This is a genomic window from Pseudarthrobacter sp. J47 (assembly GCF_049810315.1).
Taxonomy (GTDB): Bacteria; Actinomycetota; Actinomycetes; order Actinomycetales; family Micrococcaceae; genus Arthrobacter.
Genome location: NZ_CP187358.1, coordinates 1808698 through 1835386, shown reverse-complemented (window position 1 = coordinate 1835386; position 26689 = coordinate 1808698). Strand labels below are relative to the sequence as shown.

Annotated in this window: 22 protein-coding genes and 1 pseudogene; 12 read left to right on the top strand and 11 right to left on the bottom strand. The window is 64.4% G+C overall.

Features of this window, described 5'->3' with window-relative positions:
- Positions 1–59 precede the first annotated feature (59 nt).
- The 4 genes and pseudogenes from ACPJW8_RS08310 (at position 60) to ACPJW8_RS08295 (ending at position 5162) form a co-directional block, all read left to right on the top strand.
- The gene (locus ACPJW8_RS08310) at positions 60–341 is read left to right on the top strand and encodes a hypothetical protein (RefSeq protein ID WP_306971571.1); all 282 of its coding nucleotides are present in this window, start codon (positions 60–62) and stop codon (positions 339–341) included.
- A 617-nt stretch (positions 342–958) separates the two neighbouring features.
- Positions 959–2494: pseudogene (istA, locus tag ACPJW8_RS08305) on the top strand (IS21 family transposase).
- Positions 2491–3279, top strand: coding sequence for an IS21-like element helper ATPase IstB (istB, locus tag ACPJW8_RS08300; protein ID WP_237428195.1), 789 nt, complete (start codon positions 2491–2493; stop codon positions 3277–3279). The pseudogene istA and the gene istB overlap by 4 nt, the downstream one beginning before the upstream one ends.
- A gap of 929 nt (positions 3280–4208) precedes the next feature.
- Complete coding sequence (locus ACPJW8_RS08295; RefSeq protein WP_330189295.1) at positions 4209–5162, top strand: metallophosphoesterase; 954 nt, start codon at positions 4209–4211, stop codon at positions 5160–5162.
- A 292-nt stretch (positions 5163–5454) separates the two neighbouring features.
- Here ACPJW8_RS08295 and ACPJW8_RS08290 read toward each other — a convergent pair whose 3' ends face one another.
- The 4 genes from ACPJW8_RS08290 to ACPJW8_RS08275 all read right to left on the bottom strand — a co-directional run bounded on the left by ACPJW8_RS08290 (position 5455) and on the right by ACPJW8_RS08275 (position 10626).
- Positions 5455–6282, bottom strand: coding sequence for a phosphatase PAP2 family protein (locus ACPJW8_RS08290; RefSeq protein ID WP_306971576.1), 828 nt, complete (start codon positions 6280–6282; stop codon positions 5455–5457).
- Positions 6283–6384: 102 nt separating this feature from the next.
- Entirely contained in the window at positions 6385–7104 is a 720-nt protein-coding gene (locus ACPJW8_RS08285) for a DedA family protein (protein ID WP_306971578.1), read from the bottom strand.
- A 132-nt stretch (positions 7105–7236) separates the two neighbouring features.
- The gene (locus ACPJW8_RS08280; RefSeq protein ID WP_306971580.1) at positions 7237–9837 is read right to left on the bottom strand and encodes a bifunctional lysylphosphatidylglycerol flippase/synthetase MprF; all 2601 of its coding nucleotides are present in this window, start codon (positions 9835–9837) and stop codon (positions 7237–7239) included.
- A gap of 66 nt (positions 9838–9903) precedes the next feature.
- Positions 9904–10626 (bottom strand): phosphatase PAP2 family protein, encoded by a 723-nt coding sequence (locus tag ACPJW8_RS08275; RefSeq protein ID WP_306971582.1) that lies wholly within the window; start codon positions 10624–10626, stop codon positions 9904–9906.
- Positions 10627–10783: 157 nt separating this feature from the next.
- Here ACPJW8_RS08275 and ACPJW8_RS08270 point away from each other — a divergent pair, with 157 nt between their 5' ends.
- Entirely contained in the window at positions 10784–11494 is a 711-nt protein-coding gene (locus ACPJW8_RS08270) for a response regulator transcription factor (protein WP_306971584.1), read from the top strand.
- Between the two features lie 88 nt (positions 11495–11582).
- Here ACPJW8_RS08270 and ACPJW8_RS08265 read toward each other — a convergent pair whose 3' ends face one another.
- Positions 11583–13079: a sensor histidine kinase gene (locus tag ACPJW8_RS08265; protein ID WP_306971586.1), complete on the bottom strand. Its 1497-nt coding sequence runs from the start codon at positions 13077–13079 to the stop codon at positions 11583–11585.
- A 475-nt stretch (positions 13080–13554) separates the two neighbouring features.
- Here ACPJW8_RS08265 and ACPJW8_RS08260 point away from each other — a divergent pair, with 475 nt between their 5' ends.
- From ACPJW8_RS08260 to ACPJW8_RS08230, 7 genes are all read left to right on the top strand, one after another.
- Complete coding sequence (locus ACPJW8_RS08260; protein WP_306971589.1) at positions 13555–14862, top strand: alpha/beta hydrolase; 1308 nt, start codon at positions 13555–13557, stop codon at positions 14860–14862.
- A 91-nt stretch (positions 14863–14953) separates the two neighbouring features.
- Positions 14954–15274 carry a hypothetical protein gene (locus ACPJW8_RS08255; protein ID WP_330189293.1) on the top strand — a complete coding sequence of 107 codons (321 nt, stop codon included), beginning with the start codon at positions 14954–14956 and terminating at the stop codon, positions 15272–15274.
- A gap of 111 nt (positions 15275–15385) precedes the next feature.
- Complete coding sequence (locus tag ACPJW8_RS08250) at positions 15386–16069, top strand: ABC transporter ATP-binding protein (RefSeq protein ID WP_330194317.1); 684 nt, start codon at positions 15386–15388, stop codon at positions 16067–16069.
- Positions 16066–16968: an ABC transporter permease subunit gene (locus tag ACPJW8_RS08245; RefSeq protein ID WP_306971592.1), complete on the top strand. Its 903-nt coding sequence runs from the start codon at positions 16066–16068 to the stop codon at positions 16966–16968. Before ACPJW8_RS08250 ends, ACPJW8_RS08245 begins: the two co-directional genes overlap by 4 nt.
- The gene (locus ACPJW8_RS08240; RefSeq protein WP_306971595.1) at positions 16961–17932 is read left to right on the top strand and encodes an ABC transporter permease; all 972 of its coding nucleotides are present in this window, start codon (positions 16961–16963) and stop codon (positions 17930–17932) included. The genes ACPJW8_RS08245 and ACPJW8_RS08240 overlap by 8 nt, the downstream gene beginning before the upstream one ends.
- Before the next feature lie 2 nt (positions 17933–17934).
- Positions 17935–18504 (top strand): hypothetical protein, encoded by a 570-nt coding sequence (locus ACPJW8_RS08235; RefSeq protein WP_306971596.1) that lies wholly within the window; start codon positions 17935–17937, stop codon positions 18502–18504.
- 80 nt (positions 18505–18584) lie between these two features.
- Positions 18585–18815, top strand: a complete 231-nt coding sequence (locus ACPJW8_RS08230; protein WP_330189291.1) for a hypothetical protein — start codon at positions 18585–18587, stop codon at positions 18813–18815.
- Between the two features lie 48 nt (positions 18816–18863).
- On the opposite strand, the gene ACPJW8_RS08225 is transcribed toward ACPJW8_RS08230, so the two are convergent.
- From ACPJW8_RS08225 to ACPJW8_RS08200, 6 genes are all read right to left on the bottom strand, one after another.
- Complete coding sequence (locus tag ACPJW8_RS08225; protein WP_306971423.1) at positions 18864–19124, bottom strand: GlsB/YeaQ/YmgE family stress response membrane protein; 261 nt, start codon at positions 19122–19124, stop codon at positions 18864–18866.
- Between the two features lie 106 nt (positions 19125–19230).
- Positions 19231–20478 carry an AI-2E family transporter gene (locus ACPJW8_RS08220; RefSeq protein ID WP_330189290.1) on the bottom strand — a complete coding sequence of 416 codons (1248 nt, stop codon included), beginning with the start codon at positions 20476–20478 and terminating at the stop codon, positions 19231–19233.
- A gap of 296 nt (positions 20479–20774) precedes the next feature.
- Positions 20775–20972 (bottom strand): hypothetical protein, encoded by a 198-nt coding sequence (locus ACPJW8_RS08215; RefSeq protein ID WP_306971421.1) that lies wholly within the window; start codon positions 20970–20972, stop codon positions 20775–20777.
- 34 nt (positions 20973–21006) lie between these two features.
- Entirely contained in the window at positions 21007–21297 is a 291-nt protein-coding gene (locus ACPJW8_RS08210) for a DUF2254 family protein (protein ID WP_330189289.1), read from the bottom strand.
- 120 nt (positions 21298–21417) lie between these two features.
- Positions 21418–22008, bottom strand: coding sequence for a DUF2254 family protein (locus ACPJW8_RS08205; RefSeq protein WP_306971419.1), 591 nt, complete (start codon positions 22006–22008; stop codon positions 21418–21420).
- 753 nt (positions 22009–22761) lie between these two features.
- Positions 22762–26364 (bottom strand): DUF7594 domain-containing protein, encoded by a 3603-nt coding sequence (locus ACPJW8_RS08200; protein WP_330194314.1) that lies wholly within the window; start codon positions 26362–26364, stop codon positions 22762–22764.
- Positions 26365–26689: the final 325 nt, after the last annotated feature.

Genomic DNA, 26689 nt, shown 5'->3' with positions numbered 1-26689 from the left:
CCGGCCGCACAGTTGCACCTGCACTAGGTCGAGCTTTTCCCAGCAGAAGGACTCCAGCTATGAGTGTCGGGAATTACCCCAAATTTTTGTCAGAGTGCATCGTCAAGGATCCTGACAAGGACTCCGGTCTTCGCGACGACGAAATGTACGGGGTGTACCTGAGCTGGTGCACCCTGCACGGAGCGCAGCCCGGCTCCGATCAGGCCTTCTGGGCTGCCATCAAGGAGCTCGGCCACAGCAGGAATTACCGCGGTGACGGCCACCACGTTTGGCCTGGGCTCACGATGACGGGCCCTGCAGCGGTGGACTACATCCTCGCCAGCCAGCCCGGCCTCGTCTAGAACCATCAGATCTTTGAGGCGCCCTCGAAGCATGCCGCGACGTTTGCCTCGTTAGCAGGGAAATGTTTGAGGGGCCGACGGCGACTGGGGGGTATGGACCGTCTCTTGGATTGGTCCACTCCGCCGCCGACCCGGCTTTGCGTCACGCTTCCGCGCGAAAAATTGGTGCCTCCCTAGAGCAACGGTATCCCTCTCCAACTTTTGCTGTCACTAGAAAGGGGGTACCCAATTCCTTTAAGAGGGGGCAGCGGGCCGCTCCTCCCGGCGGTCCTCGAGGCCGAACACGTTCCCCCCGCCTTCCTCTCCCAGAGGGCATTGGCCGGTCGTCTCCTGACTCTGGGGATACGGCGACTCACCGACGGGGCGAAGACTCCAGGTGAACCCCCCGGACCCGCCGATTCTTGCACCCAGGTATCGCATGTTAGCGGCCATGAAAAACTGCCCATAGGCGGCCACGAAAGTGCCCGCTGGCGGCCAGCAGAACTGCCCGCCGGTGGCCATGAGATCTGCCCACTTCCTTACTTGTTCCTGCCGCGTCTTTAAGCGGTGGGGGCCTCTCCCTGCGGTTTGATGACGGTGTCTAAGCGCACCAAAAGCGAACCAGGAAGAGGCCCTGTATGAAGTCTGACGGAGAAATCATGGAAATTCTTGCTGCCTACGATCTGACCGGATCGTTGCGCGCCACCGCGGAGCTCACGGGCTGCTCGCACCACACCGTTGCTAAACACGTCACCGCCCGTGACGCGGGCCGGCCGATCGGGGAACCCGCGGCCCGCGGCCCGCGGCCGGGTCACCGACGCGTTCCTGCCCAAGATCGAGGAATGGATCGAAGCCTCCAAGGGCCGGATCCGGGCCGACAAGGCCCACGAAAAGCTCCTCGCTCTGGGCTACACCGGTTCGGAACGGTCTACCCGCCGGGCGATCGCGCAGGTCAAAGCCGCGTGGCGGCTGGGCCACACCCGCGTCCACCGGCCGTGGATCACAGAACCGGGGATGTGGTTGCAGTACGACTTCGGCGACGGGCCCCGGATCGGCGGGGTGAAGACCATCCTTTTCGTGGCCTGGCTGGCGTTCTCACGCTTCCGCATCGTGATCCCGCTCAGGGACAGGACCGCGCCGAGCGTGTTCGCGGCCCTGGACCGGTGCTTCCGGATCCTCGGAGGGGCGCCGACCTATGTCCTCACGGACAACGAGAAGACCGTCACCACCGCCCACGTCGCCGGGGTCCCGGTGCGCAACCAGCAGACCCTGGACTTCGCCCGGCACTACGGGTGACCGTGCTGACCTGCCAACCGGCGGACCCGGCCACCAAAGGCGGAGTCGAAGCGTCCGTGAAACTCGCCAAGGCCGACCTCGTGCCCAAAGACACCAACCTCCGCGATGACTACCGCACCTTCGCCGAGCTCGAGGCCGCCTGCACGGCGTTCATGGACGAGGTCAATCACCGTGAGCACCGGACGACGCGGCGGAAACCCGCGGCCATGCTCGCCGAGGAAGCCCCGCGGCTGCACCGGATCCCGGACACCGCCCACACGGTCGCGTTCGGCCTGGCCCGCGGCGTTCCGGAGAACACCCCAATGGTCACCTTCGAAAACGCCCAGTACTCCGTCCCGGCCCACCTGCTCGGAGCCCGGGTGTTCGTCCGCACCCACGGCACCGGGCCCGGCGAGCAGGTCATCATCGTCCACCACGGCACGACCGGGCCCGTCGAAGTCGCCCGCCACGAACGGGCACGGCCCGGCAGCCCCGCCATCAACGACGAACACTTCCCCGGAACCCGGGCGAAGCTCCCCGGCGACTACGAGGTGAGGGCCCGCAGCGCGGACGAGGCCGCGTTCCTGGCCATCGGCGAAGGCGCCAGAACCTGGCTCGTCGAGGCCGCCGCGGCCGGGACCGCAAGGATGAACGTGAAAATGGCCGAAGCCGTTACGCTGGCCAAAATCGCCGGCACTGATCAGGTCGACCGGGCCCTGGGCGACGCCGCCCTGCACGGCCGGTTCGCGCACCCGGACCTCGCCTCGATCTTGAACGCCAACATCCGCCGCACTACCACCCACGCCGCCAACGAAGCCACCTCCCTCACCCAAGGAACAGGGGCGTGGGCCGCGATCGGCAACCCCGCAACCATCACCACGCCGGAGGAGGCCCGATGAGCCCCGTCACCACGACCAATACCGTGGCTCCGCCGCTACCGGCGGACCTGGAGGCCCTGATGCGGTCCCTGAAAATGCCCCACGCCCGGGCGCTGGCCCCGGACCTGATCGCGACCGCCCGCGCCCAGCGGTGGGAACCGGCCGAGGTCATCAAGGCCCTCTTCACGGAGGAAGCCGCCGGCCGGGCCCGGTCCATGCTCGCTTCCCGCCGCAAAGCAGCCGGGTTCCCGACCGGGAAGACCTTCGAGGCGTGGGACCCTGCAGCGTCCTCCATCCCGGGCCCGACCCAGCAGGCACTGCGGACCCTGGAATGGATCACCCGCAGGGAAAACTTGGTCGTCTGCGGGCCCTCGGGGACGGGGAAGACGTTCTTCCTCGAAGCCCTCGGCCAGCAGGCCGTCGAAGCCGGAATGCGGGTCGCTTGGTTCAGGCTCGAGGACCTCGGCGTCCTCATCCGCGCCCACCGAACCGATGACAGCGTCACCCGGGCCGTTGCCCGGATCCTGCGCGCCGAGCTCGTGGTCATCGATGATATTGGTCTGTTGCCCGTGGCCACGGACGCCGCCGAAGGCCTCTACCGGGTCGTGGACGCAGCCTACGAAAAACGCTCCGTCGCGATCAGCTCCAACCTCCACCCCGCCGGGTTCGATGAGCTCATGCCCAAAACCCTCGCCACCGCCACCGTTGACCGACTGCTGCACCACGCCCACGTCTGCCAGACCAGCGGCGATTCCGTCCGTCTTACCCAGGCCCTCGCCGGAAAAGGAGTGACCCGCTTGAACTGACCAACCCAACGATGGCCGACCCCGCCGAAACGAATCAGTGGGCAGATCTGTTGGCCATAACCGGGCAGTTTTACTGGCCACCAGCGGGCACATCAACTGGCCGCCCATGGGCAGAACGTAATGGCCATTGACAATCGCAACTCGCTGTCTCGGCATCGACACTCATCATTAATTTCGCAACGACTAACACTACGCGCCACCTTCTACGACTGCGTCCGGTTGCAGCACACCCTGTCCCTGACAAACGCCGCCGCTTGGACTGCAGAAACAGTCGGAAATGGGTTTTCCGTACCTCGGTGAAGAAGTGTGCTGCCACCGCCCACAGCGGGGGCAATTCTCATACGGTGATCCACCGCTACCGCTGCCGGGGAGCTACTCCGAGGGGTCCCAATCCTAGCCGTGGAGAACCCGAACTGACCCCAGCTATGGACGGATTGAACTCGGGGCTGTTTTTGTGCCATCGTTTGTGGCGTTTCGCCGGCTCCGGCGAATTTCTGCGGGGCGATCGTCCTTGGGCGACCGGGCGCCTATCGTCGGCTGCGAGGCAGCTGAGCGGTAGTGAGAGTCGCGGCGCTGCTGTAGGGGGACGTCAACGCCCGTTGCCCGAAGTGGGCGTCCGGGCCATACCCGCACACCCTGCCCGGCACCGGCCGGTGGAGGCAGGTACAGCGTGTGGAGCTGCACAAATGGATCTGGTACTCCCCGGAGGGTCAAGTTACTGTTGCGTACAGAAGCCGAGCCGGATGGAGCGTGGAATCATCGTGGGATCGTTGAGCACAGTGGTGAGGGCCGGTTTGAGTGCCGGTCTGCTGACTCTGACCATGGTGGTGGCCGCCTGTGTCCCGGGTCCATCCGAGCCCCCGCCGTCCGCTGAATCAGTACAGTTTACCGCCCAGGGTGACATCGGCCTTGGGGCGGAGGCTGGAAAGGTGCTGGAGGTCATTGCGGGCCTGAATCCGCAACTTAATCTTGCCCTTGGGGATTTCAGCTATAAGGCCGGCCGCGAAGGGGAATTCTGCGACATGGTTACCGGCAAACTTGGCGCCGATTTCCCGTATCAGCTGATTACCGGGAACCACGAGAGCAACGGGGAGCAAGGGGATATCGACAACTTTGCCCGTTGCCTTCCCAACAGGCTGCCAGGTGTGGAGGGCGAGTACGGCCAGCAGTGGCGTGTGGACGTCCCGGAGGAGCACCCGGTGGTCCGGTTCATCATGGTTTCTCCCGGTATTGAGTTCAAGGACGGGAGGCCGCTCGATTATGCGCGGGGAAGCGAACGCTGGCGCTGGACGGAGGAAGCAATCGACCAGGCCCGCTCCCAAGGGATCCCGTGGACGGTGGTAGGAATGCATGCTCCCTGCTTCAGCATGGGCAAGAAAAGGTGCGAATCCGGAAAGGACTTCACGAATATGCTGATCGATAAGAAGGTCGACTTGGTTTTGTCTGCCCACGAGCATGCCTACCAGCGTTCACATCAGGTGGAGCTGGGAGACAGTTGCCCTGAGCTCGTTCCGGGCGAATTTTCCGCACCCTGCCTAAGCGACACGGACGACAGCATGGTGCAGGGCGGAGGAACGGTGTTTGTCACCGTCGGGGTTGGTGGTGTTGGGCTCTATGATGTGAAAAACGACGATCCGGAGGCCGGTTATTTTTCAACCTGGTCAGGTAGGAATCAGGATCCCGCGCTCGGCACCCTGGACGTCAGAGTTTCCGAAGAGCAGATCACCGCGCGGTTCGTTCCAGCCGAGGGCTACAAATTCACGGATTCCTTCGTCCTCCAGCGTAGAAAAACCGTTGATCCCACATACCACGGGGTAGTGCTGGAGAACATTCCCGGTGTGCCGGGCCGGGTCTGTCCCCGCTGTGATTCCGGCACACCCTGAGGGCGCCGGCCGGCCCGAGGATAGGGAAATGCGTTCTGGGTTGAGGCTGCCGGCTTTTGCCGGCCTGGCTGTCCCTGTATTCGGCCGCCGGTGCATGAACACGCTACAGCCGCCTCGCCCTGCTTTCAGACAACAAACCACGTGCACGCATAAAAACAGCTCCCCGAAAGTCGAACTGAGTCCGAGTTCCGGGAAAGCAGCTCACTTGACCTTACGAATACCCGGTCCCCTGGGATCTCTGCCCTGTGTGCCGGTGCCGTGCGCCGGACCCCCGGTGCCGCTGGGGACTGCGTCAGGGGTTGGAGTGGTTTCTGACCCGGGCTGTCAGGTAGAGGCGGTGGGCGGTGATGACCAGTGCCAGCCATGCTGCGCCGAGTGCCCAGGCTGCGATGACGTCAGTGAGCCAGTGGTGGCCAAGGTAGACCCTGCTTAGGCCCATTGTTGCGGCGAAGACTGCCGCCAGGAGGATTGCTGTTACGCGGGACCGGGATGTCTTCAGGCGGAGGATGACCAGGTAGGTGATGATCCCGGCGATGACGATTGCGTTGAGGGAATGGCCGCTGGGAAAGGACGCGGAGTGCTCGTAGGGGGGAACTGCGTCGCTGAGTGCGGGCCGGGTCCTGCCGATCAGTTGTTTGCCGGCGATTGTCATCAGCAACGATCCTGCAGCGGCAATGATGATGAGGATCACGGGGGTCCAGGACTTGCGGCGCAGGGCAAGGACGATGGTGGCTGTCAAGGCCAGGATTGGCATCCCGACAGTGCCGCCGATGTTGGTGTATGCGGTGACGGCGGTGTCCAGGGCGGGTGAACGGAGGGACTTGGCAGTGTCGAGTACCGGATGGTCAAGTCCCGCGACTCCGTCGGCTTCAACTACTGATTCATAGACCTCGGCGAAGATTACTGTCAGAGTGATCGCGATTGCTGCTCCGGCCAGCAGGGTCAGTATCAGGGCCGAGTGGGGGCCCAGTGCCCTGCTGACCCTTTGGACCGCGGCGGCCAGTGTGTGGCCGGTGCGGCCGTTCCAGCGTGTGAGGTCCTGGGCTCCTACGAAGCGGTCGTGATTGACTTCCCCTTGGATTCCTCCCGCGGAAGCGGGTTCTTCGGTGCCCTTTATCATTAGGGTTCTCCTTCTGTTGCGGCCGGTCCAGATGGTAAGCAAACTTAGCGCCTGCGTGGCTGTGGCTTCGTCCCGGACACGGCAGAGCACCCCTCGGGAAGGTCAGGACGGGTGGTGATCGGGTGCCTGTGCCCGGGTTGCCCGGTTCAGCCGGCGGCGGGCTTTGATGAGCTCGATGGTTATGGGCAGGACGGAGGCGAGGACTACTGCGATGAAAATCAGGTCGATGTTTTTCCCGATCCAGTTGAACTGCCCGAGCCAGTACCCGAGCAGAGTCATCCCGATGCCCCAGAGGAGCGCGCCGATGGCGTTGTAGGTCATGAATGTCCGATAGCGCATGTTTGCGGCTCCGGCGATGACCGGGGTGAAGGTGCGGATGACAGGGACGAAGCGGGCCAGTATTACTGCCCGTCCCCCATATTTGTTGAAGAAGCTCCGGGCCTGCATGAGGTGTTCCTGCTTGAAAAGCTTCGCGTCCGGTTTCCTGAAGATGGCAGGCCCGGCTTTCCTTCCGATCAAGTAGCCTGTCTGGTCGCCGGCGAACGCGCAGATGAAAATCAGAGCTCCGAGGGCCAGGATGTGGACCTTCAGTGTTCCCGTAGCCACCAGCAGGCCGGCGGTGAACAGGAGGGAGTCTCCGGGGAGGAAGAAGCCAACGAGCAGCCCGGATTCGGTGAAGACGAGGCCTCCGATGATGAGCAGCAACCAGGGGGCGAGGCCGGGTTGGTGCAGGAGCAGGATGGGGTCAGCCCAGTCAGGGAGGATCCCGGTCCCGGCCCGCCCCGGCCCGACACTGGCGAGCAGGTGCGCGGAGATGTCCATCCGGCAAGGCTATGCGGGTGCTCCTGAGGATCTCCTGAGAGAGCTCAGGATAAAAGCGGTGCGGCGGGCGGGACCCCATGCCTGTTCCCTGAGCATCGTTTGCTGCACGGCTCCGGGTGGACGGGCGGGAGGTCAGTCCTTGTTGTGGGCCGCTTTGCGGGTGAGCTTTTGTCGGGCGCGGGTCAGGGCGGGGGTGAGCAGGGTCCGGGCCAGGGACAATCCCTGCTCGATTCGGACATGTGGCAGGTAAGCGCGGGCGATGGCGTTGCCGATGGCCGGCAGTGCGGCGGCGTCCGGGTAGAGCAGGTAGAGGGGTGCGTAGCGGGGCTGAAATTTGGCTTTGAAGTTCAGCAGTGACCTGAAGCCGTAGACGGGTTCCAGGAGGGCGCCCAGGCGGTCAAGGAGCCGGTCGATAACGCCCGCGGCCAGTGGCGGATCGGTAGTCGTTGTCTGGTGGGGCAGGCGGGCAAGGGGGGCCCCGGAGAGGCTGATGAATTCACAACCTTCATCCTTAAGGGCTAAGGCGGCTGAGGCGATGAGAAATTCGACGCTGGAGCGGATGGCGGTGCTGCGGCGGCGGATGAAGTCCAGCGTCCACCCCACGACGTGGCCGTCCCGGTACACAGGCAACCATGATGCGACGGCGTGGACTGTGCGCTCACCGTCGATGGCGAGCAGGCAGCGCACTTCGGGGTCGTTGAGTTCATCGATGCCGCCGAGGGTGAAGCCCATTTCCGGTATCTTCTTGTCTGCAACCCATTCTTCGGAAATTACCTGGATCTGGGCTTGGATTGACAGCGGCGCGCTCGGGTATCTTATCCATTCGGCGTGGACACCTGCCTTAACGGTATTGTTCATCGCTGTGCGGATGTCCTGGAACTTTTTGCCCTTGAACGCCAGCGCCTCCAGATCCAGGACGGTTTCCTGGGCGACCTGCACGGTGCCCCACCCGGTCGAGTCGGCGTAATCGCTCAGGTCCCGGGGGACGGAGTAGAAACATGGGGTCCATCCGTTCGCGGCGCAGTACCGGGCGAACTCATCAAAGGAGCTTTGCTGCGCGGATCTTGGTCCGGCCGGCGGGCCGAGGGCGAGGGCAATACCACCGATCACCCGGTAGGCGATGAAGCTTTGGCCGGTGGTGGAGAACCAGTAGGTGTTCCCGGGCCAGGTGGTCATCCAGGAAAGGGAGCTGCTTTCGCAGCTCTTGAGGATGCTCCGGGCCCTGTCTTCATCGTCGCTGCGCCGGCTGTGGGCAGGGCGGAGGAACGAGGCGAGGATCAGGGCCCCTGTTGCGGCCCAGAAGAGAATGCCGACGCCCTCGTACAGGGCCACGGCCACAGTGTCCTGGGGGACGAAGGCGGGAGCAAGGTCCAGCATGTAGCCGAGCGGTAAAAACCTGTCCGGAACATCGGCCAGGAGTTCGGCCATCCCCGGGACCGGGGTAAAGTCTTGGGCCAGCGCCAGCCCGGCCCCGACATAGATGAGGCCAAGGACACCGGCCGTCGCCGCGACGGTGCCGCCCAGGCGCAGGTAGGTTCCTGCGGGGGCCTGGACAGGAAACAGCCCGCGGACGCTGAGCAGGACGATCGAGAGAAGGATCGGCAGCAGCAGCGGCAGCACCAGGGTGAGCGGGTGCCCGTAAACGGCTGCGTCCATCGCCCCGATGCCTTCGCCGGCGGCAGTGGCAGGGGCTGCCGGCTGCAGGACCCCGGCGATCGTGACCGCAGCCAGCACTGACAGGCCGGCCTGGACGAGCAGCGCCGCGGCCCAGGCGAAGCGCCGGCCGCGGCGAAGGCCGTCAGCGAGCAGCAGGAGGAGGAATGAGGGGAGGACGGCCATGAACGTTCCCCCGGCCCCGGCACGTATTTGCAGCTGCGCGGAGGCGCAGTCCCTGGCCTGCGCGGGGTCCGAGCACAGGCTTTGCAGCGTTTGCGGATCGATGGGCTGGATGTTGGTGAACAGGAAACGCAACACCGACAGCGGCCCCACAGCGTGCGGGGCCAGACCGGCCACCACGGGGCCAATGGCTGCGACGGCGACGAGCAGGGCGACCAGCACCCGGCCTTCATGGCGGGAGCTGACGGGCCGGCCGGCCCGCGGACGCCGGCCGGCCAGCACCGGCCCCAGAAAGAGCCCAGTTGCGGCAGCGCCCAGCCGGACCAGATCAGCGAAGCCCCCGTTATACAGGGCAAGGAGCAACAGCAGCGCCAGGACCACCAGCCGGATCCGCCGCCGCCACAGCGTTTCCATGGAAGCGGTCCCGGCCATGGCCGCGGCGCAGATCATGGCGCTGGGTCCCATGAACAGGTGCCCGCTCATCTCCCTGGCCCAGTCCCCTATCAGCCCCCCGGCGCCTGCAACGAATCCTGCCGCGGCCGTGAGGCCCAGCAGCTGGCCGGTGAGGGCAGCCGCGGCGAACCGGGCACTGCCCATCCGTCGCTCCAGCACTACGCCCGCGACCAGGAGCAGCAGTGTTCCGAGCAGGTAGCCCGCAAGGTTGCGGGCCCAGAAGGCTGAGCTCAGCAGTACCCACCAGTACTCCGGAAAGGAATGTGCAGTTGCGGCCAGCTGGTACCGGGAAGACCCGCCCGTAGCGGTCAGAAGGACCCCCGCTCCCAGGAACACGGCGATGCAGGTGAGTGTGACGGGCGCGCCGGCACAGCTCCACCATGGACGCCTTACCCGGAATTTCCCGGCCGGTCCCGCACCCGGACTTTGAGGATGCGTCGTCACGGGTGTTCCTTTCGGGCCCCGATGGCGGGGAGGCTGTACGGTCATCCGGGCGTGGACGTTTGAGTCTTATCGTGCCGGCGTCTGCTCCCGCTCGAAGCGGCGGATCAGGGCGGTCCCGGCGAGGCGTGGCGCTATCAGATTGTTCCATACCGGCAGCCAGGCAAGGATGGCCGCTGAGCTGATGACCACCGACCCGGCGACGTCGCTGAGGTAGTGCACGCCCAGGTACAGCCGGGAGAAAGCGACGAGCGCTACGGACACGGCCCCGGCGACGATCAAGGAGAGCCGGTGGGACCGGGTGGGGGCAAGGACGATGACCGCTGCCAGCACCAGGGCCGTGGCGAAGGCTGTGTGTCCTGAAGGGAAGCTGTCGAGGCCGGTTTCGGTGACGAGGGCGGAGACGGCGTCTGCCGGGGGCCGGGAGCGGCTGACCAGGATTTTGCCGATGGTGGAACTGACCCAGCCGACGGCGACGACAGATCCGAAGGCAAGCGCCTGCAGGGGACGGCCCCTGCCCCACAGGAGCCATGCGCAGATTCCCAGCAGCAGCGCCATCGCCCCTGCAGGGCCGATGCCGTAATTAATCAGTTGGCTCAGCCCGGTAAGGGCACCGTTGCGGCCGTGACTCAGGGTGATATCCAGGCTCAGTTCCGGTGCAAAAGGGCCCAGTGATTTCGCTGCCAGCCCCCAGGCGAGGGCCGCCCCGTACATGAGCATCGCCGCCGGAATCCACCACCAGGAACGCACTCCTGGCAACATTGCTGACTGGGACGGAACGGCAGTGCTCATGGGCATGGTCCTCACTGATCGGCACGGTGGTGATCTTTAGAGAGCATGGCCTTCAGGCTCTGAGAGGAAGCTGAGAACACCGCCCTACGATGCGTTTCTCAGGGTGTCCTCAGATGCGCGGGTTGATACTGGCTGTAGCGACAAGGAAAGGTCCACCATGAGAATCCTGCTGGTTGAGGATGAGAAGATGCTCGCCGAGACGGTCCGGCGGGGCCTGACCAATGACGGTTTCGTCGTCGATGTCACTCACGACGGCGTGAGCGGCCTGTGGGCTGCGACGGAGAACCCGTACGATGTGATCCTTCTGGACCTCATGCTTCCGCTTAAAAACGGCTACGACGTGCTGAAGGAAATCCGGGAACGGAAAATTTGGACCCCGGTGTTGATGCTCACGGCCAAGGACGGCGAATATGACCAGACGGACGCTTTTGACCTCGGCGCCGATGACTACCTGACCAAGCCTTTCAGCTTCCTGGTGCTCCTGGCCAGGATCCGGGCGCTGATGCGCCGCGGAGCGCCCGAACGTCCTGTCGTGCTCTCCCTTGGCACACTGAGCATGGACCCGGTGAGCCGCAGCGTCCGCCGCGGCGGGGAAACGATTGCGTTAACGGCCCGCGAATATGGGCTGCTGCAATACCTCATGCGCCGGCACGACCAGGTCGTCTCCAAAGCCGAAATTCTCGACAACGTCTGGGATCCTGCCTTCGAGGGCGGGGACAACGTGGTAGAGGTTTACATCGGGTACCTGCGACGGAAAATTGATGGTCCTTTCGGCGTGCAGACCCTCACCACAGTCCGCGGAATGGGCTACATGCTCATCGCAGACCGGGCCCCGGGCACGGACTCCCCGGACCGGCCGGGCATCTAGGACCAGAAACGACAAAACGTCAGCGCACGGCTGTCCGCGGACCCTACCCCGGCGGGGCAGTTCCAGCGGCCTTGGGGGGCTCCGGTTTTCAGCCCAGAGACTGCGGTTCAATGGTCCTGGCCCCCTCGGCGCCCCTCGTGTCCGTTCCCTGGCCGGGGGTCTGAGGGAGCACGAGCTCGAACCGGCAGTCACCATTGGGGGTTTCGGTGGCCCGGATTGTCCCGTGGTGGGCTGCCATGATCCCGGCGGCGATGGCCAGGCCCAGGCCGCTGCCACCGCTTTCCCTGGAGCGGCTCTCGTCGAGCCTGACGAAGCGTTCGAAGATCCTTTTCCGCTCCGGCTCCGGGACGGGAGGGCCATCGTTATCGATGGTGACGGTGGCACCCTGGGCGTCGTTGCGCAGTGTGATGCTGATCCAGGCCTGGGCGTGCCGGTCCGCGTTGTCCAGGACGTTGCGTATCACCTGTCCCAGGCGCCGGGCGTCGCCGGTGACCCGGGCCGGAGTGAGCTCGGCGGTGATCTGATGCCGGCTGGTGGAGCGGAGCCGCCGTATTTCTCCGTCCAGGACATCGTCCAGGTCCACATCGCGGGCCTCCAGCCTGAGGCCGCCGTCGTTGGTTTTGGCCAGGGTCAGCAAATCCTCCACCAGGTACCGCATCCGGGCGGTTTCCCCGGCCAGGACCTCTTTCACGCCGTTCCAGGTCTCCCCCGAGGGGTCAGCGGCGGCGATCTCCACCCCGGCGCTGAGGGTGGCGAGCGGGCTGCGCAGTTCATGGCTGGCGTCCGAGACAAAGCGGCGCTGTTCCCGGTCCGAGGCCTGGAGCCTCTCGAGCATCGTGTTCATGGTCAACGCCAGGGCATGGATTTCATCGGCGGTGGGTGGCACGTCCACCCGCCCGTCCAGCCGCTGGGCGTTGATGTCTGCGACCTGCCCGCGGATCCGTTCGACCTGGCGCAGCGACCGGCCCACCAGTACCCACACGGAGACCCCGACGATGGCCAGCAGCAGGGGCGTGGCACCGAGCATGAACCATCCCACTGTGGTCACAGTGTCGGCCTGGACCTGCACAGTGACAGCGACGACGACGGTGTACACCCCGGTCCCTGCCGCCACGCCGCTGGCAATGATCAGGAATTCATCGTCATCACCAATGCTTTGCAGGCTGGATACGTCCTGGGTCAACGTCTGCCCCGCACCGGGACGCAGGTCAGTGAGCGGGGTCCTGGCAGCAGACGGGACTGATCCGGCGATCACGGCACCTGCCGGGCCCAGAATTTGCACGATTTGGCCCGTATGCGCCGTGGACTCGATGTATTGAGCCGCCTCGGCAACATCCTGGTCCGCAATCAGCGTGATCACGTCCTGGGCTTTCTGTCGTGCCGCTGCCTCCGTCGTTGCGACCAGCGAGGTCTGCAGCAGCACCAGCAGGATAATCCCTCCAACCAGCAAAGCCCCCGCGACCACCGCGACTGCCGTGGCCGTGGCGCGCTTGCGGATACCCCACCGCTTCCTGCTCCTGAGGCGCCCGGGCCGGAGGTCGCCGCCGGCGCGGCCGTGCGGTAAAGAGGTGTCCTGGTCCATCATTCAAGGATGGGTCACCCCCCTGGCCTGAGACAACTCCCCGTGCGGGTCCTCTCAGCCGTGCCTCATCGCCCCTCAGCCCCTTCTCAGGTTCTCCCCCTCACAGTGGAGGTACGGCACCGGCCCCGGAAGGCAGGAGCGGACGGGCTCAAGCCGGATGGGGCTGCGTCCGCGATCGAAGCGGATTATGAAAATTGGCAGCCATTGTATCCAGGACACCGATCCTGCTGTTGGATGAAGGGAGCGCCTATGACAGCCACACGGTGAAGCCCCGGCCTGAAGCACTGCCCGAAGCAGCTGCCGGGGCACCGTGACCCGCGGGAGCCCCACGTCTTCTTTCCGCGGGCCGCGGTTTTCCCGGCACTGTCAAGGGCGTGCCGCGGCACGCACTGCCCGGACCGCGCGTTCGTCCATGACATGACACGCCGCTTATCAGCCCTATGTTTCATCACCAACCACGGGAGGGAGCTGCCGCCAGATGGATGCCCTGACCGGTCTGGATTTGCTCACCGGCGTTGTCCCTGTCACTGCAGGAGTCCTCGCCGGCGCCGGCGGGCTTTTCCTTTTTCTTCGCAGGGGCCGGGGCTGGTGGGCGGCGGTGGCAGCCGCCGCCGCGGCCGCCGGGCTGCTGGCCTGGGGAATTAACTGGTTCCTGACGAATGTCTCGGGCACCACAGCCCATGATCTGCCCGGACCCGTGATTCTGTGGCTCGCGGTGGCGGTTTTGGCCGTCCTGCTGATGCTTCTGAATCTGCACCGCTCCCGGTGGCCGAGGAAAGTCCTCGCCCCGGCGGCCATGGCCATGGTATTGCTGAGCGCAACTCTTGGGACCAACGCCTATTTCGGGACATACCGCACCGTTGATGACCTGACCGGGGCCAGCACAGCCGGGATCACAGCCCTTGCCCCCGGCACCGGCGCCCCGGATGCCGGTACTTCACCGGTTTTGGGACCCGTGTCCGCCCGCTGGGTGAAGCCCGCTGACCTGCCAACGGGCGGGACCATCAGTTCTGTTCAGATCCCGGGACCGGTTTCGGGGTTCAGTCCCGGCACGGGATATGTGTACCTGCCGCCGGCGTACCAGGCGCAGGACCGGCCGTTGCTGCCGGTCCTTGTTTTGGTCGCCGGGCAGCCGGGGTCCCCCTCAGACTGGGTCAGTTCCGGCCGTTTAAAGGAAACCATGGACGCCTTCGCCGCCGCCCACCAGGGCCTGGCCCCCGTCGTGATCGTTCCGGACGCCAACGGCTCCGGTACCGGGAATACCATGTGCATGAATTCGGCCATCGCCAACGCCGACACCTACCTCGCCGTTGACGTGCCGGCCTGGGTCCGGTCCACGCTGAGCGTTGACCTAAATCCCCGGCGCTGGGCTTTTGGCGGGTTTTCCTTTGGCGGGACCTGCGCCATCCAGATGGCTGCCCTCCACCCGGACATCTACCCCTCTGCAATCGACCTCAGTGGCGAAGCTGAACCGGCCCTGAGCGCAGACCGCGCCGAGACCGTCCGCCGGGCCTTCGCAGGTAATACTGGGGCCTTCACTGCCCTGACTCCGCTGGAGGTGATGGCGCATACCCGGTACCCCAACAGTGCCGTCTACTTCGCGGCCGGGGCCCAGGACGGAACGTTCTCCGCCTACATGGCCCAGGTGTCCGGGGCCGCGAAACAAGCCGGCATGGACGTCATCGCGGTGCCCGTGCCGGGGCTTGGCCATTCCTGGGGTGTCCCGCAGCAGGCTCTGGGCCCGGCGCTGGACTGGCTCGCGTACCGGCTGGGCCTCGTCCACTGACAGGCCAGCACCTGTCGCTTTTCGCCTTTCCACTGGTCCCGGGCGAGGGGTCCACAGGGCTTTCTCAGCAGTGGCAGGGCAGGGTGGGTGCATGAACAGCATCGGCAAAAGCCTCACGGCCGCACTGACCCTGACGATCGTTTCGGTGCTTGGCGCCGGAGCGGCCGCCGGGGCTGAACACCCGCAGCACCCCGCGTCCCACGCGCCGGTGTCGGTAACCGCCCCCGCCGGGCTGCTGAGCCCACCGGGCACCCCTGTCTACGGCCCTCCCCCCGGTCATCACGCAGGGCCGGCCGGCCCGCAGGCGGCCGGGCAGGACCTCCACCGTGAGGAGCGGCTGGTCGAGGACGAACGCGAACACGCAGAGGCTGCACCGCATACCCTGGGCCGATTTGATTCCGGGAGCGCCTGAAATTGTTCACAGTCATTCTCAGGGTGCTCTAAGCCTCCCGCCCGTACCGTCATCACCATGACGGACATGGCAATTGAAACGGACAGGCTGACCAAAAGGTACGGGAACGCTGTGACGCTGGATGCCCTGACCCTCCGGGTCCCGGAGGGGGAGATTTTCGGTCTCCTGGGACACAACGGGGCGGGCAAGACCACGACGGTGAACATCCTGACGACCTTGCTCCCCCCTTCCTCCGGCACGGCACGGATCGGAGGTCACGACCTTGGACGCGGCGCGGCGGGGGTCCGCCGCTCCATCGGATACCTGCCCGAAAACGTGCAGTTCTACGGCAATCTGACGCTGGAGGAGAACCTGCTGTTCTTCGCCGGGCTCTCCGGAGTGGACCGGCCCCGGGCCGCGGTTGAAGCGGCGCTGGAAGCGGTGCACTTCACCGGTTTCGGCCGGCAGCGGATGGAGACGTTTTCCAAGGGGATGCGCCAGCGGGCCGGGATCGCCCAGGCGATCCTGCACGCGCCCGCTGTCCTGTTCCTGGACGAGCCAACATCCGGGCTGGATCCGCAGGGAGTGGCACACCTGCGCGAGGTCATCATCGGTCTGAACCGCGAGTTCGGGATGACGATTTTCATGAGCACCCATCTTCTGGCGGAAGTGACCCGGACCTGCACGAGCATCGGGATACTTAGCTCCGGCAGCCTGATCTACCAGAACTCGGTCGCGGCGACCCTGCAGTCGTTCCCCGATCAGGAATCTCTGGAAGAGATCTACCTGCGCATCGAAGCCGGTGCCGTGCCGTGAGTGTCTGGAGGAGCACCGTCCGTCATGAAGTAGCCGCAACGTGCCGGGAACGGCTCCCTCAGCTGGTCCTCTCCGTCTTCGTTGCCATGACCGGGGCTGCGGCCTTCATTGGTTCCTCAGCCAAAGAAACCGTCAGCGGCGTCTACCGGGAGGCAGCCGCCCAGGCACTGACGACCGCGGCGAACCCATTCGACGGTGTCTCCCCTCTCTACTACGCGCGGAACAATGTCATCTACATCATCCTGATCGGTGCCCTGCTCGCCATCGTCACCGGCGTCCAATCCACGATCCGTGACCGCCGGGCCCAGACCATCGACCTCGTCCTGTCCCGCGATGTCCGCCCGGTGAGCTACCTCGGTGCGAAACTTTCCGGGATAGCGTTGATGCTGGCCGGACTTTTGGTTCTTACGGCGTTTCTCAGCTTTGCCGGCATTGGAGCAGTGACCGGAACCGTGCCAACGCCCGGTGAAAGCCTCAGACTCCTGGGCCTGTACGGGCTCGCCTGGCTGTTCCTGATGGCATTCGTCACCTTCGGCATGATCAGCGGCATCCGGGCCGCAGGAGCCACCCCGGCACTCCTGATGCCCATCGTCGCCTGGAGCATCATAGTCTTCATCCTGCCGCTGGCCGGAACCGCCGCGTTGCCGGTCTCACTCCTGAACCCTGTGCCGGCGCCCGTTGTTGCCCCGGAAGGTTTCTTTGCCCTGAGCAGCACCGTCACAGGACCCCTGTCGCTGGGCGAGCAATTCAAACACGCCGCCCTCCTCCTCCTCCAGGACCCTGCCGCTACCGGCACGATAACTGCACCGCTCCTGACGATTCTGGCAGTCCTCACAGGGGGCTGCGTGGTGCTGCTGGCCACAAGCCGGCACCGGCTGAGGAGCCCAATCCATGCCTAGGCTCCTGAGGATCTGCGGGAAGGAACTCAAAGACCTTACCCGCAGCCGTGCCCTGACAACGCTGGTCCTCTTCCTCGCCGCCGTCGTCGCTCTCTCAGTACTGGTGGCAGCAGCAGACTTTCGCATCAAAATCGGCGAATACAACAACTACGTTGCAGCACTGACACGCAGCGGAGGGACCGTCAGCGGGCCACCACCGGAACTCTCCGCCCTTCAAATGCTGCGCGCCGCCATGGAGTATCTGGAAATCGTCGGCAGCCTGTTTGCCGTCATCCTCGGCTACGGGCTCATAGCAAAAGAAAAAAACAGAGGCACCCTTCAATTACTCTTTACCCGTCCGCTGGGGCGGGTCAGCTTCGCCGGTGGGAAAATCCTGGCCAGCGTAGTCCTCTGGGCGGCCGTGACCGCAGCCTTGTTCGCCGTGATCACAGCAACCCTGCTCCTGGTAGCCAACGCGCCGCTGCAGGGAGAAGACTTCGCGAAGCTGGCAGTGGCCGCGGCCCACACCGCCATCTACCTCACCATGTGGTCGCTGGCCGCGTTTGCCCTGGCCGCCTTCACCCGAGCGCCGGGAACAGGCCTGGTCCTGGCCCTGGTCCTTTGGCTCGTGGTGGTGCTGGTCATTCCCCAAATCGGAGACACCATGGACCCGGACAACCAGGTCCCCGGCGGCCTGTTCGCCAGCCTCCAGATCGACAAGTCCCATGAACACTCCGTGATGGCCGGCTTCGCCGGCTACGAAACAGCCCGGGACCTCATCGAACAAACCTCTGTGACCAAACAATACGAACGCCCGCTGTTCGCCTGGCTGGGCATCAAAAACCAGTACAACCAGCAACCCTTCAGCGTCATCTGGGCCGGGACCTTCAACAACACCCTCTGGCTCCTGACCGGGTTCGCCGCAGCCCTCGCGGCGTCCTTCCTCGCAGCGACCCGGACAAATCTACTCAGAAAGCTCACCTGATCATGAAAAAAGTCCTCATCCCCCTGGGCGCGTTCCTCGCGGCGCTGCTGATCGGAGTCCTGATCTGGCAAAGCTCAACCAGCGCTTTAACCGGCCCTGGTGCCGGCGCCTCGGCAGCTGCGTCAGCTCCGACGGTCCTGCCGGTCACCTCTAACCCCATCGCTGGCACCGGCACAAAGACCGGGCTGAGCATCACCGGGGCGATGGCAGAAGACAATATCGACCCGTCAACCAAAGCAGCCATCGGTGACCGGTTGCAGTTCACGCTCACCAACACCACGGACACACCCCTGACCGGGCTGGAGGTCTTTTACACCATGAAGGACACCGCCACGGGCGCCACCGAGTCCTACTACCAAAAACTGGACGGAACCACCCTCGCCCCGGGCCAAAGCACTACCATCTATTTCGACAACGGCACCGGCACCGGCCACTATCCGGAAAACCAGTACAGCCTCTACCGCAGCTCCACCAACGAGGTACGGATCAGCATCGAAGCCGCCGTACCCGGATACGCCCCGGCCCAAGCCACCGCCACCAAGGCCCAAGGCGCCGGCGAGAAAGCGGACTGACCCGACCCCGGACCAAACCAGACAGATCTTTTGCCGCCGCGCGCACCCACCCCATCCTTCCCCGCGGCCGATATAAGGGATTGCGCTGGCTGGACAGCGCCAACACACCGCACCTGTCCCTGCACGCCCTCACTGTGAACTCGCCCCTGGAAAGTGGTGAGAACATCGAGCTTCATTATGACCAGTGCCATCCGGCCCGGTGGAGCCTCGGGCCGCCCCGACACGACAACACAGTCCTGATTGTCGGCTGGATCCTGACCGTCCTGGGAATCCTCTGCACAGTGGCGGGCTTTGTCCTGCTGATGCTCTGACACATGCTGGGACCCCGCACCTGTTTCAGAGCGGTGACGTCTGTTCCGTCAGCGCACGGATTTGCGGCGGCCGGCGATGCCCTCGGCGACACCGATCAGGAGGACGGCTGCGATGACAGCGACGATGAACCCGAGGATGTTCAGCTCGAAGATGTCCCCTGTTCCCAGCAGGCTGGCGATGACCCCGCCGATGACCGAGCCGGCCAAACCCAGCAGCAGGGTCGCGATGAAGCTGAGGTTTTGTTTGCCCGGTTTGATCAGTCGGGCCAGTGCTCCAATGACGAGTCCGGCGATAATGAATCCAATCACAGCAGTACGCTCCTATCAGCTTTGGTCCGCGTCGCGGACCGAGGTTTTTATCCTAGACCTGCGCCCCGGCCGTGCAGGCGCGGGCGGGGTGCATTGTGGCCGGCTGTTACGGGTTTTGCTCCCGTTCAGTGACCTCTGCCCGGGAAGTAGCAGGGGTCCTGTCCTGTGCTTTTCCCAGGTCCATGGAGACGGCTGCTTTTTGGTACTCCCGTTCGGGTTCCGGTGTTGCTCTGCGGCCCTGGCCTTTTTCGTCCAGCACGGTGTCGCGTTCTGCTTTTCGTACGTCTTCGTCGGTGATTTGGTCGTCCGTCTTTTCGTTCCAGGCCTTGATCGCCGCCCATGTCACTGCTGCGAGGGGGACCGAGAGGATGGCCCCGATGATTCCCGCGAGTATGGTCCCGGCGGTCAGGGCCAGCAAGATAACCAGGGCGTGGACACTGAGGGTGTGGCCCATTACCACCGGCTGCAGGAAGTTGCCTTCGAGCTGGTTGACGAGGATCACGGCGATGACCACGATCAGTGCCGTGACCGGGCCGTTGGCGACCAGGGCGACGAGGGCGGCCAAAACACCGGCGAGGGTCGCCCCGACCAGCGGGATGAACGCTCCGATGAACACCACCGCGGCCAGCGGCAGCGCGAGCGGGACTCCGAGCAGGATCAGGGCCAGCCCGATGAAGAACGCGTCGACGGTGGCTACGATGGCCGTTCCTCGCACGTAGCCGCCCAGGACCAGAAGGCTTTCCTGGCCTACACGCCTTGCCTTGACCAGGCGTGTTCCTTTGAACGCCCGCAGGATGAAAGCCCAGATGCGTTCGCCGTCTTTGAGGAAGAAGAACAGGATCACGACCATCAGCAGGAAACCGGTGATGAAGGTTCCTGCGGCACTGAGGCCGGAGACCACGCCGGCGCCGGCGGTGCTGCTGGTGATGAAGTCCAGGACGGCGTCCCTGGCCTGTTGGATTTGCTGCTCGTCCACCGGGACCGGGCCGTTGCGCACCAACCCGTAGAGCTGATCGAACCCTTGCCTGGCGCTGCGGGCGAGTTCGCCCGCCTGTCCCATTACGGCGAACACCACGGCCGTGACCAGCCCGCCCACGGCCAGCAGCAGCAGTAGGAAGGAGAACCCGGTCGCGGCGGCACTGGGCCAGCCTTTCCTCCTCAGCCAATGCACCAAAGGCGCGATGGCAGCAGCGAGGATGAGCGCCAGCAGCAGCGGGATGACCACCAGCCGCAGCTGGATCAGCGCGTACACCAGCACCGTTGCAAGGCCCAGCAGCAAAAGAGTCTGTCCCGCCCTGACACTTGCGCGCCCGTAAGCATTCCGCCAGGGGTCCACCCGATCCGGAGTATTCATGGATTTTTCTCCTCATGTAGGGCAGTCACGGCGCTGTCCTGCCGCTGGCATCCCCCAGGACACACCCGGAACAAGTGCCGGTGTTCAGGCTACCTAAGGCTCTCACGCCCTGTCCGGGCCTGCCGTGACCGGTGCCGGTCCCCGACGATCCCGTCAACAGCGGGGACAGTGCAGGCTCCCTTCCCGCTGGCCGCCGAAGACAGGAACAGTTCAGTGACAATGGAGCTGCGGTGCGGCGCTGGCCGCCGCCCGCGGCCTGATACTTAGGGTGCAGCTTCTGGTGGAACCTGAAGCTGTCAGTCTCCTTTTTCCGCGCCCAGCGCTGCGATGGAGTCCGCCTGATCCAGCAAGTTTTTTCGGTCGGCCGGTGAATGGTTTGCGGCGCCGATGGCGTTGCGCATGAGGCGGAGGTGTTCGAGGACCTCCGCCCGGTGCGTGCCGTTGCGGTCACACCAGCTGAGTTCGTGGAGGAGTCCAAGAAGACGCCCGGCCACGACGGGGTCCGCTGCCCGTACTGTCGTGGCTGGTTCAGGGCCAAATCGAGGAGGTCACCGAGGACAGGAAGGGCCAGCACCACACGTACCTTCCTGGCCTTGTCCCTGAGCTGGTCCGGGCCCTGGGGCCGCTGCGCCAACCGGCAAGGAGGACGGAGAGATGCCCGATGACGTGGACGGCGGTGGTGGGGTCATTAACGCCAGGCGAAAGGGCGCGTACGGCGACATCGACCAGCTGGCGGAACCCAAATCCGACATCCTGGACATTGGTGCGCTCATACCCGGTTTCGACAGCTGTCTCTAAGACCGCCGGCGTGAATGTCACTCCAGGGTCCGCCGGCCAAACGGTCGCGAAAGGAACACCCCTCGACCAAGGAGGTGCCCGGCTCACGGTCGATCCGCACCACGGTCCCGGGAGACTTTCGCAGCTTGCACCAGCGCGGCCTTATCGAACGAGGTCAGGAACCCTGAATGAGTGGAGTTGATAAGGAATGTTTCGGACGCCGGGGACCGGGCCGGGTCCGGGAGAAGGGCGGTCCTTGGGAAAGACACGGTCAATGGTTTCCTGCGTTTCGGCGTTGACCCTTCGCATCATGGTTTCCCCACGGATTTCCCTGGTGAGGTGCGCCAGGAAGAGCACCAGCCCGATGACACTGGCTATGGCGAGCACGAAAGCGACCGTGACGGAAATCTCCGGAACAAGTGAAGATTTCCCGTCGTCTTCACCGCGAACGCTGCGAAGGACCGTCAGCGCATAGGAAAACGTGGCCAGAAAGAGAGCCAGCGTGCGGTGGACGAAACGGTCAGCAGTAAACGTCCGCACCAACCGTGGGGAGAACTGGCTGCTGGCCACCTGGAGAGTAACAACGGTCAGCGAAAACGCCAGCGAGGTCACGGTGATAAGGGAACCCGAAATGGCCTGCAGAACAGCCCTGGCCGCGTCCGTTCCCCCGCTAAAGAGGAGAACTGTCATATTGCCGGGCAAACGGTCGTCGACAACTGCATCGAACATGGGCAACGCGGTGCCCAGGATCACGGCGACAACAACCGCGAACGCCGGAACAGGTCATAACTCGGTCCGTAACGCATCCGCTGACCGGGAGGCACATGCCTTCACTATGGCCCCCGCGAAGCATGGAAACCGTTTCTGCCATAAGTTCCTACTCTGCCGGGACGTCATCTATGAGAACTATGTCTAGCACGGACGGAACCTGCCCGCCCTACCACGTTGGTCCACGGAACCAGCGCGGAGGCCGGGAAAGGGCACCGGGCTCTTAGCTGGCTGTTGCCGGAATATCGCCCAAGCCTCTGCGGTCTCCTCGCCACGGGAGAAACGCGTCTCTTTGCCCGGTGACAGCGGAATAACGCGTCGTAGACACCGGCTTGCGATCAGTGTGGCCGTAGGAATTTGCACCTATCAGGATTTCCCTGGTCCTCCCTTGGTGATCAAGCCCCACTCCTGACTATCGAATTCGGCGGCCCACCGGCCCCCCGAACTGTCGGCTCTCGTTATCTAAAGTCCCTCACATCATTCCATCACCGTGAGATGCTGGCCCTTTTGAGCTCTTCCAGCTGCTAAGCCCTTCCGTCCTTAAGACTTGGCGAGTATAAGTGTTGTGATGAACCGGCCCGGCTGGGGATACCCGCTGATAGCTCTCCAACGGCAAAGGAACCTCAGCAGGGCGGCAGGCATTCTGGTCAACCCCACAGTTGAGGAATCTCAATGGCATCACACCTGTCCTAGCTAGCAGCAGAAGATCAACTGCCGATTTTGAAGGACGTCGTGCACCTACTTCAGGGTGAGGACGAGTTTGGGTGCGGTGGTGCTGCCGGCTTCTTTGGAGTTGAGGTCCAGGCCGTCGGTGCTGCTGGTATCCAGGCCGAGGGAGAGTTGTTGGCCGAGTTCACCGGCCAGGGCGCTGATGGTCAGCGGGATGTTGTAGTTGGTGTTGGTTGTTGTCGGGCCGAGCGTGCCGATACCGGCACCGAGCGTGGGTCGGTTGTTGTAGGTGATCCCGCTCTCGGTCCAGCCGTCATCAGCGACCAGTTTTACGTTCTGCTTACCCGTTGACCCACTCCGGGCGCTGCGCACTTGCAGTGTTGCGCTCTCCAGGGTCCTGCCGGCGTACGCGGACAGATCAAACTTCAAGTACGTGAGATCCACTACCGGGCTGCTGTCCACCCCCAGCACGGTACCCGCGCCGTAGTTCGTCCCCGCCGCTCCGCCCGAGACATAGCTGTCAGCAGTGGCCGTGAGCGTGACGGTCTCCGACGCGCCCCCGGCGGAAGCGGTGGTGAAGGTCCACGTCTTGTCCTCCGCCAACGCGTTACCTGCAACATCCTTCACCCCGTCGGTGCCGCTCCTGATCATCGCCGTGTACGTCGTACCGGCCGCCAGATCCGCGTCCGGGTTCAGCGTCGCTATCCTGTCCGTGCCGTTGTAGGTCACGGCGGCCGGCACCGCGGCCGCCCCTGCGGTCAACGTGAACGTCGCCGGGGTGACCGTCGAGGCATCGATCGCCTCCGAAAACGACCCCGTCACATCCGCTCCCACCACCACACCGGCCGCCCCTGCAGCCGGAGCCGTACCCGTCACCGTCGGAGCCATCGAATCACCCGGCGGTGCAGGCGCCGCCCCGCCGCCACCCAGGGTGATGACGAGTTTGGGTGCGGTGCTGCCGGATTCTTTGGAGGTGAGGTCCAGGCCGTCGGTGCTGGTGGCGTCCAGGCCGAGGGAGAGTTGTTGGCCGAGTTCGCCGGCCAGGGCGCTGGCGGTGAGTGGAACGCTGTAGTTGCTGTTGGCTGCTGTGGGGCCGAGCGTGCCGATGCTGGTGCCGAGCGCGGGGCGGTTGTTGTAGGTGATTCCGCTTTCGGTCCAGGTGTCATCCGTGACGAGTTTGATGTTTTGCTTCCCTATTGACCCGCTGCCGGCGCTGCGCAGCTGCAGTGTCGCGCTCTCCACGCTGCGGCCCGCGTAGGCTGTGAGGTCGAATTTCAGGAAGGTGACTTCCACGGGACTGTTGTCCACACTGAGAGAGGTGCCCGTGCCGTAGTTTGTTGCTGCCGCTCCGCCCGCCACCCAGCTGTCAGCGGTGGCTGTGAGGGTGACGGTTTCCGTTGTGCCGCCACCACCGCTGGCGGCGGCCGTGGTGAAGCTCCAGGTCTTGTCCGAGGCCAGCGCGTTGCCGGCAGCATCCTTCACCCCGGTGGAGCCGCTCTTGATGGTTGCCGTGTAGGCGGTGCCGGCTGCCAGGTCCGTATTCGGGTTCAGCGTCGCGGTGTTGCCTGTGCTGTTGAGGCTCACGGTGGCCGTTACCGTCGTCGTTCCTGTCTTGAGGGTGAACGTGTCCGCATTGATGGTCGAGGTGTTCATCGCTTCGGAGAACGTGGCGGTCACGTTGGTCGACACTGCCACGCCTGGAGCAGCATCAGCCGGGGACGTGCCCGTCACCGACGGAGCCGTCGTATCACCGCCCCCTGCGCCGCCACCGCTGGACAGGGTGAGGACGAGTTTGGGTGCGGTGCTGCCGGCTTCCCTGGAGTTGAGGTCCAGGCCGTCGGTGCTGGTGGCGTCCAGGCCGAGGGAGAGTTGTTGGCCGAGTTCGCCGGCCAGTGCGCTGGCGGTGAGTGGAACGCTGTAGTTGCTGTTGGCTGCTGTGGGGCCGAGCGTGCCGATGCTGGTGCCGAGCGCGGGGCGGTTGTTGTAGGTGATTCCGCTTTCGGTCCAGCTGTCATCCGTGACGAGTTTGACGTTCTGCTTGCCCGTTGACCCGCTGCCGGCGCTGCGCAGCTGCAGTGTTGCGCTCTCCACGGTCCGGCCCGCATACGCTGAGAGGTCGAATTTCAGGTAGGTGGTTTCCACGGGACTGTTGTCCACGCTCATTGTGGTGGAGGTGCCGTAGTTTGTGTTTGCTGCTCCGCCTGCCACCCAGCTGTCCGCGGTGGCGGTGAGGGTGACGGTCTCGGACGTCCCGCCGCCGCCGCTCGCCGCGGCTGTGGTGAAGGTCCAGGTCTTGTCCGAGGCCAGCGCGTTGCCGGCAGCGTCCTTTACCCCGGTGGAGCCGCCCTTGACGGTTGCGGTGTAGGTGGTGCCGGCTGCCAGGTCCGTGCCTGGGTTGAGCGTCGCGGTGTTGCCGGTGCCGCTGTACGTCACTGCGGCTGAAACCGCCGTCGTCCCTGTCTTGAGGGTGAACGTGGTCGAATTAATGGTGGAGGCGTTCATCGCTTCGGAGAACGTGGCAGTCACGTTTGTTGAAACGGCCACGCCAGTAGCACCATCAGCCGGGGACGTTCCCGTAACCGTGGGAGCCGCCGTATCACCCGGAGGGGGAGCCGTTCCAAGCGACCGGTCCGAGTACCAGTAGCGCGAGGTGGCCTTGTTGGTGGCCATAACCACAACACCCGTGGTGGCGTTCACCCCCTGTTTAGTGGTGGTGACATTGTTCATGTTTGCTGACGCGCCGTCCTGGATAACCGGTGTTCCCCGTCCGGTGCCGAAGACAGGACTGTCCATGGAGGCGGTCTTCTCGTAGATGCTGCCGGACATTCCCGAATACGCGCAGCCGGATACTGAGGTGGATGGGGCCGTATAGAACGCCCTCACCTGGTTATTGGCCGTATCCAACAGGATTTGAGGTCGGGAAACACAGTCAGCCACGGTTGCGATAGTTGATTTTGTGAACGCGCCTGTTCCGGGTTTGAAGACCAGTAGCTGCAGCTGGGGCAAGGTCTTATCCGACGAGGTGCCGTCAAGGCTGGTCTTTGTCGCCGCGTAGACCCGTCCTGCCGAATCAGCCAAGAGGGCTTTAAGATTCAGGTGATCGTCGGCCTGGCCTTTGCCCTGGATGGCGGGCTGCACCTTCCACGACGATGCTGCGGTGGGGGACGTCCCGTCGGTGCGCGTGGCCCAATAAACGGCTCCCGCCGGCTGGTCGCTCCACATCACGCCGATTTTTTTGTTGCCAAAGGCAACAACTGCCGAGATGTCATCGGGGGCGGGGTTTGGATCCGCAACAGGTAGCACGAACGGAGACCCCCAACTGGTGCCGCCCGGTGCGGACGAGTTCACGTAAACGCTGCTGGTGTAGCCGGAGCTTGAGCTTCCGGCCACCTGCGTCCACGTCGCCCAGATGGCGCCGGTGGTGTCCTTGTCGATTGTCAAGGACTCGCTGCTGTTGTTGTTGATGTTTATGGGAAAGCCGGAGTCGAGCGTGTACTTGCCGGCACTGTAGCTGTACCTGTAGAGCTTGGCGGGCTGCCCTGAGACTGAAGCCTTTGCGCCGGAGTCCCCGGACACCGTCACCACATGGGAGGCGATGTAGAGTTTGTTCCCATCCCACAACGTGTCCGCTGACGCAGTGCCGCGGCTGTCATTCGTAACGCCCGTGCTCATCCAGGTCCTCGTGGCCCTGTCCAGTCGGTAGATCTGCCAGCCAGTTCCGGTGGTCCACATCTGCGCCCACCACGATCCGTCATTCCACCATAGTTTGCTCTGCGGTTTATCAGCGGTAGGGGGATTGGCCACACCCGAGTAGCTGATGCTTTGGTAGCCGTAATTCTCGGCTGCCTGAGCATTGCTGGCTGCTCCGATCAGGCTGGCAAAGAGGGCAACTGTTAAGACCAAAGCCTGGGCGGCTGAAGTTACCGGCGCTTTAGCTTTTGGCATCTCGGATTCCCTTGCTGGAGAAACATTTACTGGCGGCACCCCAACGGTGCCG

What these genes read in the sequence shown, in the direction of transcription:
- ACPJW8_RS08285 (WP_306971578.1), bottom strand. Translation starts at nt 7,104, where the DNA reads ATGGACATCTCCGCGCACCTGCTCGCCAGTGTCGGGCCGGGGCGGGCC.
- ACPJW8_RS08265 (WP_306971586.1), bottom strand. Translation starts at nt 13,079, where the DNA reads ATGATGGACCAGGACACCTCTTTACCGCACGGCCGCGCCGGCGGCGAC.
- ACPJW8_RS08255 (WP_330189293.1), top strand. Translation starts at nt 14,954, where the DNA reads ATGAACAGCATCGGCAAAAGCCTCACGGCCGCACTGACCCTGACGATC.
- ACPJW8_RS08290 (WP_306971576.1), bottom strand. Translation starts at nt 6,282, where the DNA reads ATGATAAAGGGCACCGAAGAACCCGCTTCCGCGGGAGGAATCCAAGGG.
- ACPJW8_RS08240 (WP_306971595.1), top strand. Translation starts at nt 16,961, where the DNA reads ATGCCTAGGCTCCTGAGGATCTGCGGGAAGGAACTCAAAGACCTTACC.
- istB (WP_237428195.1), top strand. Translation starts at nt 2,491, where the DNA reads ATGAGCCCCGTCACCACGACCAATACCGTGGCTCCGCCGCTACCGGCG.
- ACPJW8_RS08235 (WP_306971596.1), top strand. Translation starts at nt 17,935, where the DNA reads ATGAAAAAAGTCCTCATCCCCCTGGGCGCGTTCCTCGCGGCGCTGCTG.
- ACPJW8_RS08275 (WP_306971582.1), bottom strand. Translation starts at nt 10,626, where the DNA reads ATGAGCACTGCCGTTCCGTCCCAGTCAGCAATGTTGCCAGGAGTGCGT.
- ACPJW8_RS08310 (WP_306971571.1), top strand. Translation starts at nt 60, where the DNA reads ATGAGTGTCGGGAATTACCCCAAATTTTTGTCAGAGTGCATCGTCAAG.
- ACPJW8_RS08220 (WP_330189290.1), bottom strand. Translation starts at nt 20,478, where the DNA reads ATGAATACTCCGGATCGGGTGGACCCCTGGCGGAATGCTTACGGGCGC.
- ACPJW8_RS08200 (WP_330194314.1), bottom strand. Translation starts at nt 26,364, where the DNA reads ATGAGCACGGGCGTTACGAATGACAGCCGCGGCACTGCGTCAGCGGAC.
- ACPJW8_RS08270 (WP_306971584.1), top strand. Translation starts at nt 10,784, where the DNA reads ATGAGAATCCTGCTGGTTGAGGATGAGAAGATGCTCGCCGAGACGGTC.
- ACPJW8_RS08260 (WP_306971589.1), top strand. Translation starts at nt 13,555, where the DNA reads ATGGATGCCCTGACCGGTCTGGATTTGCTCACCGGCGTTGTCCCTGTC.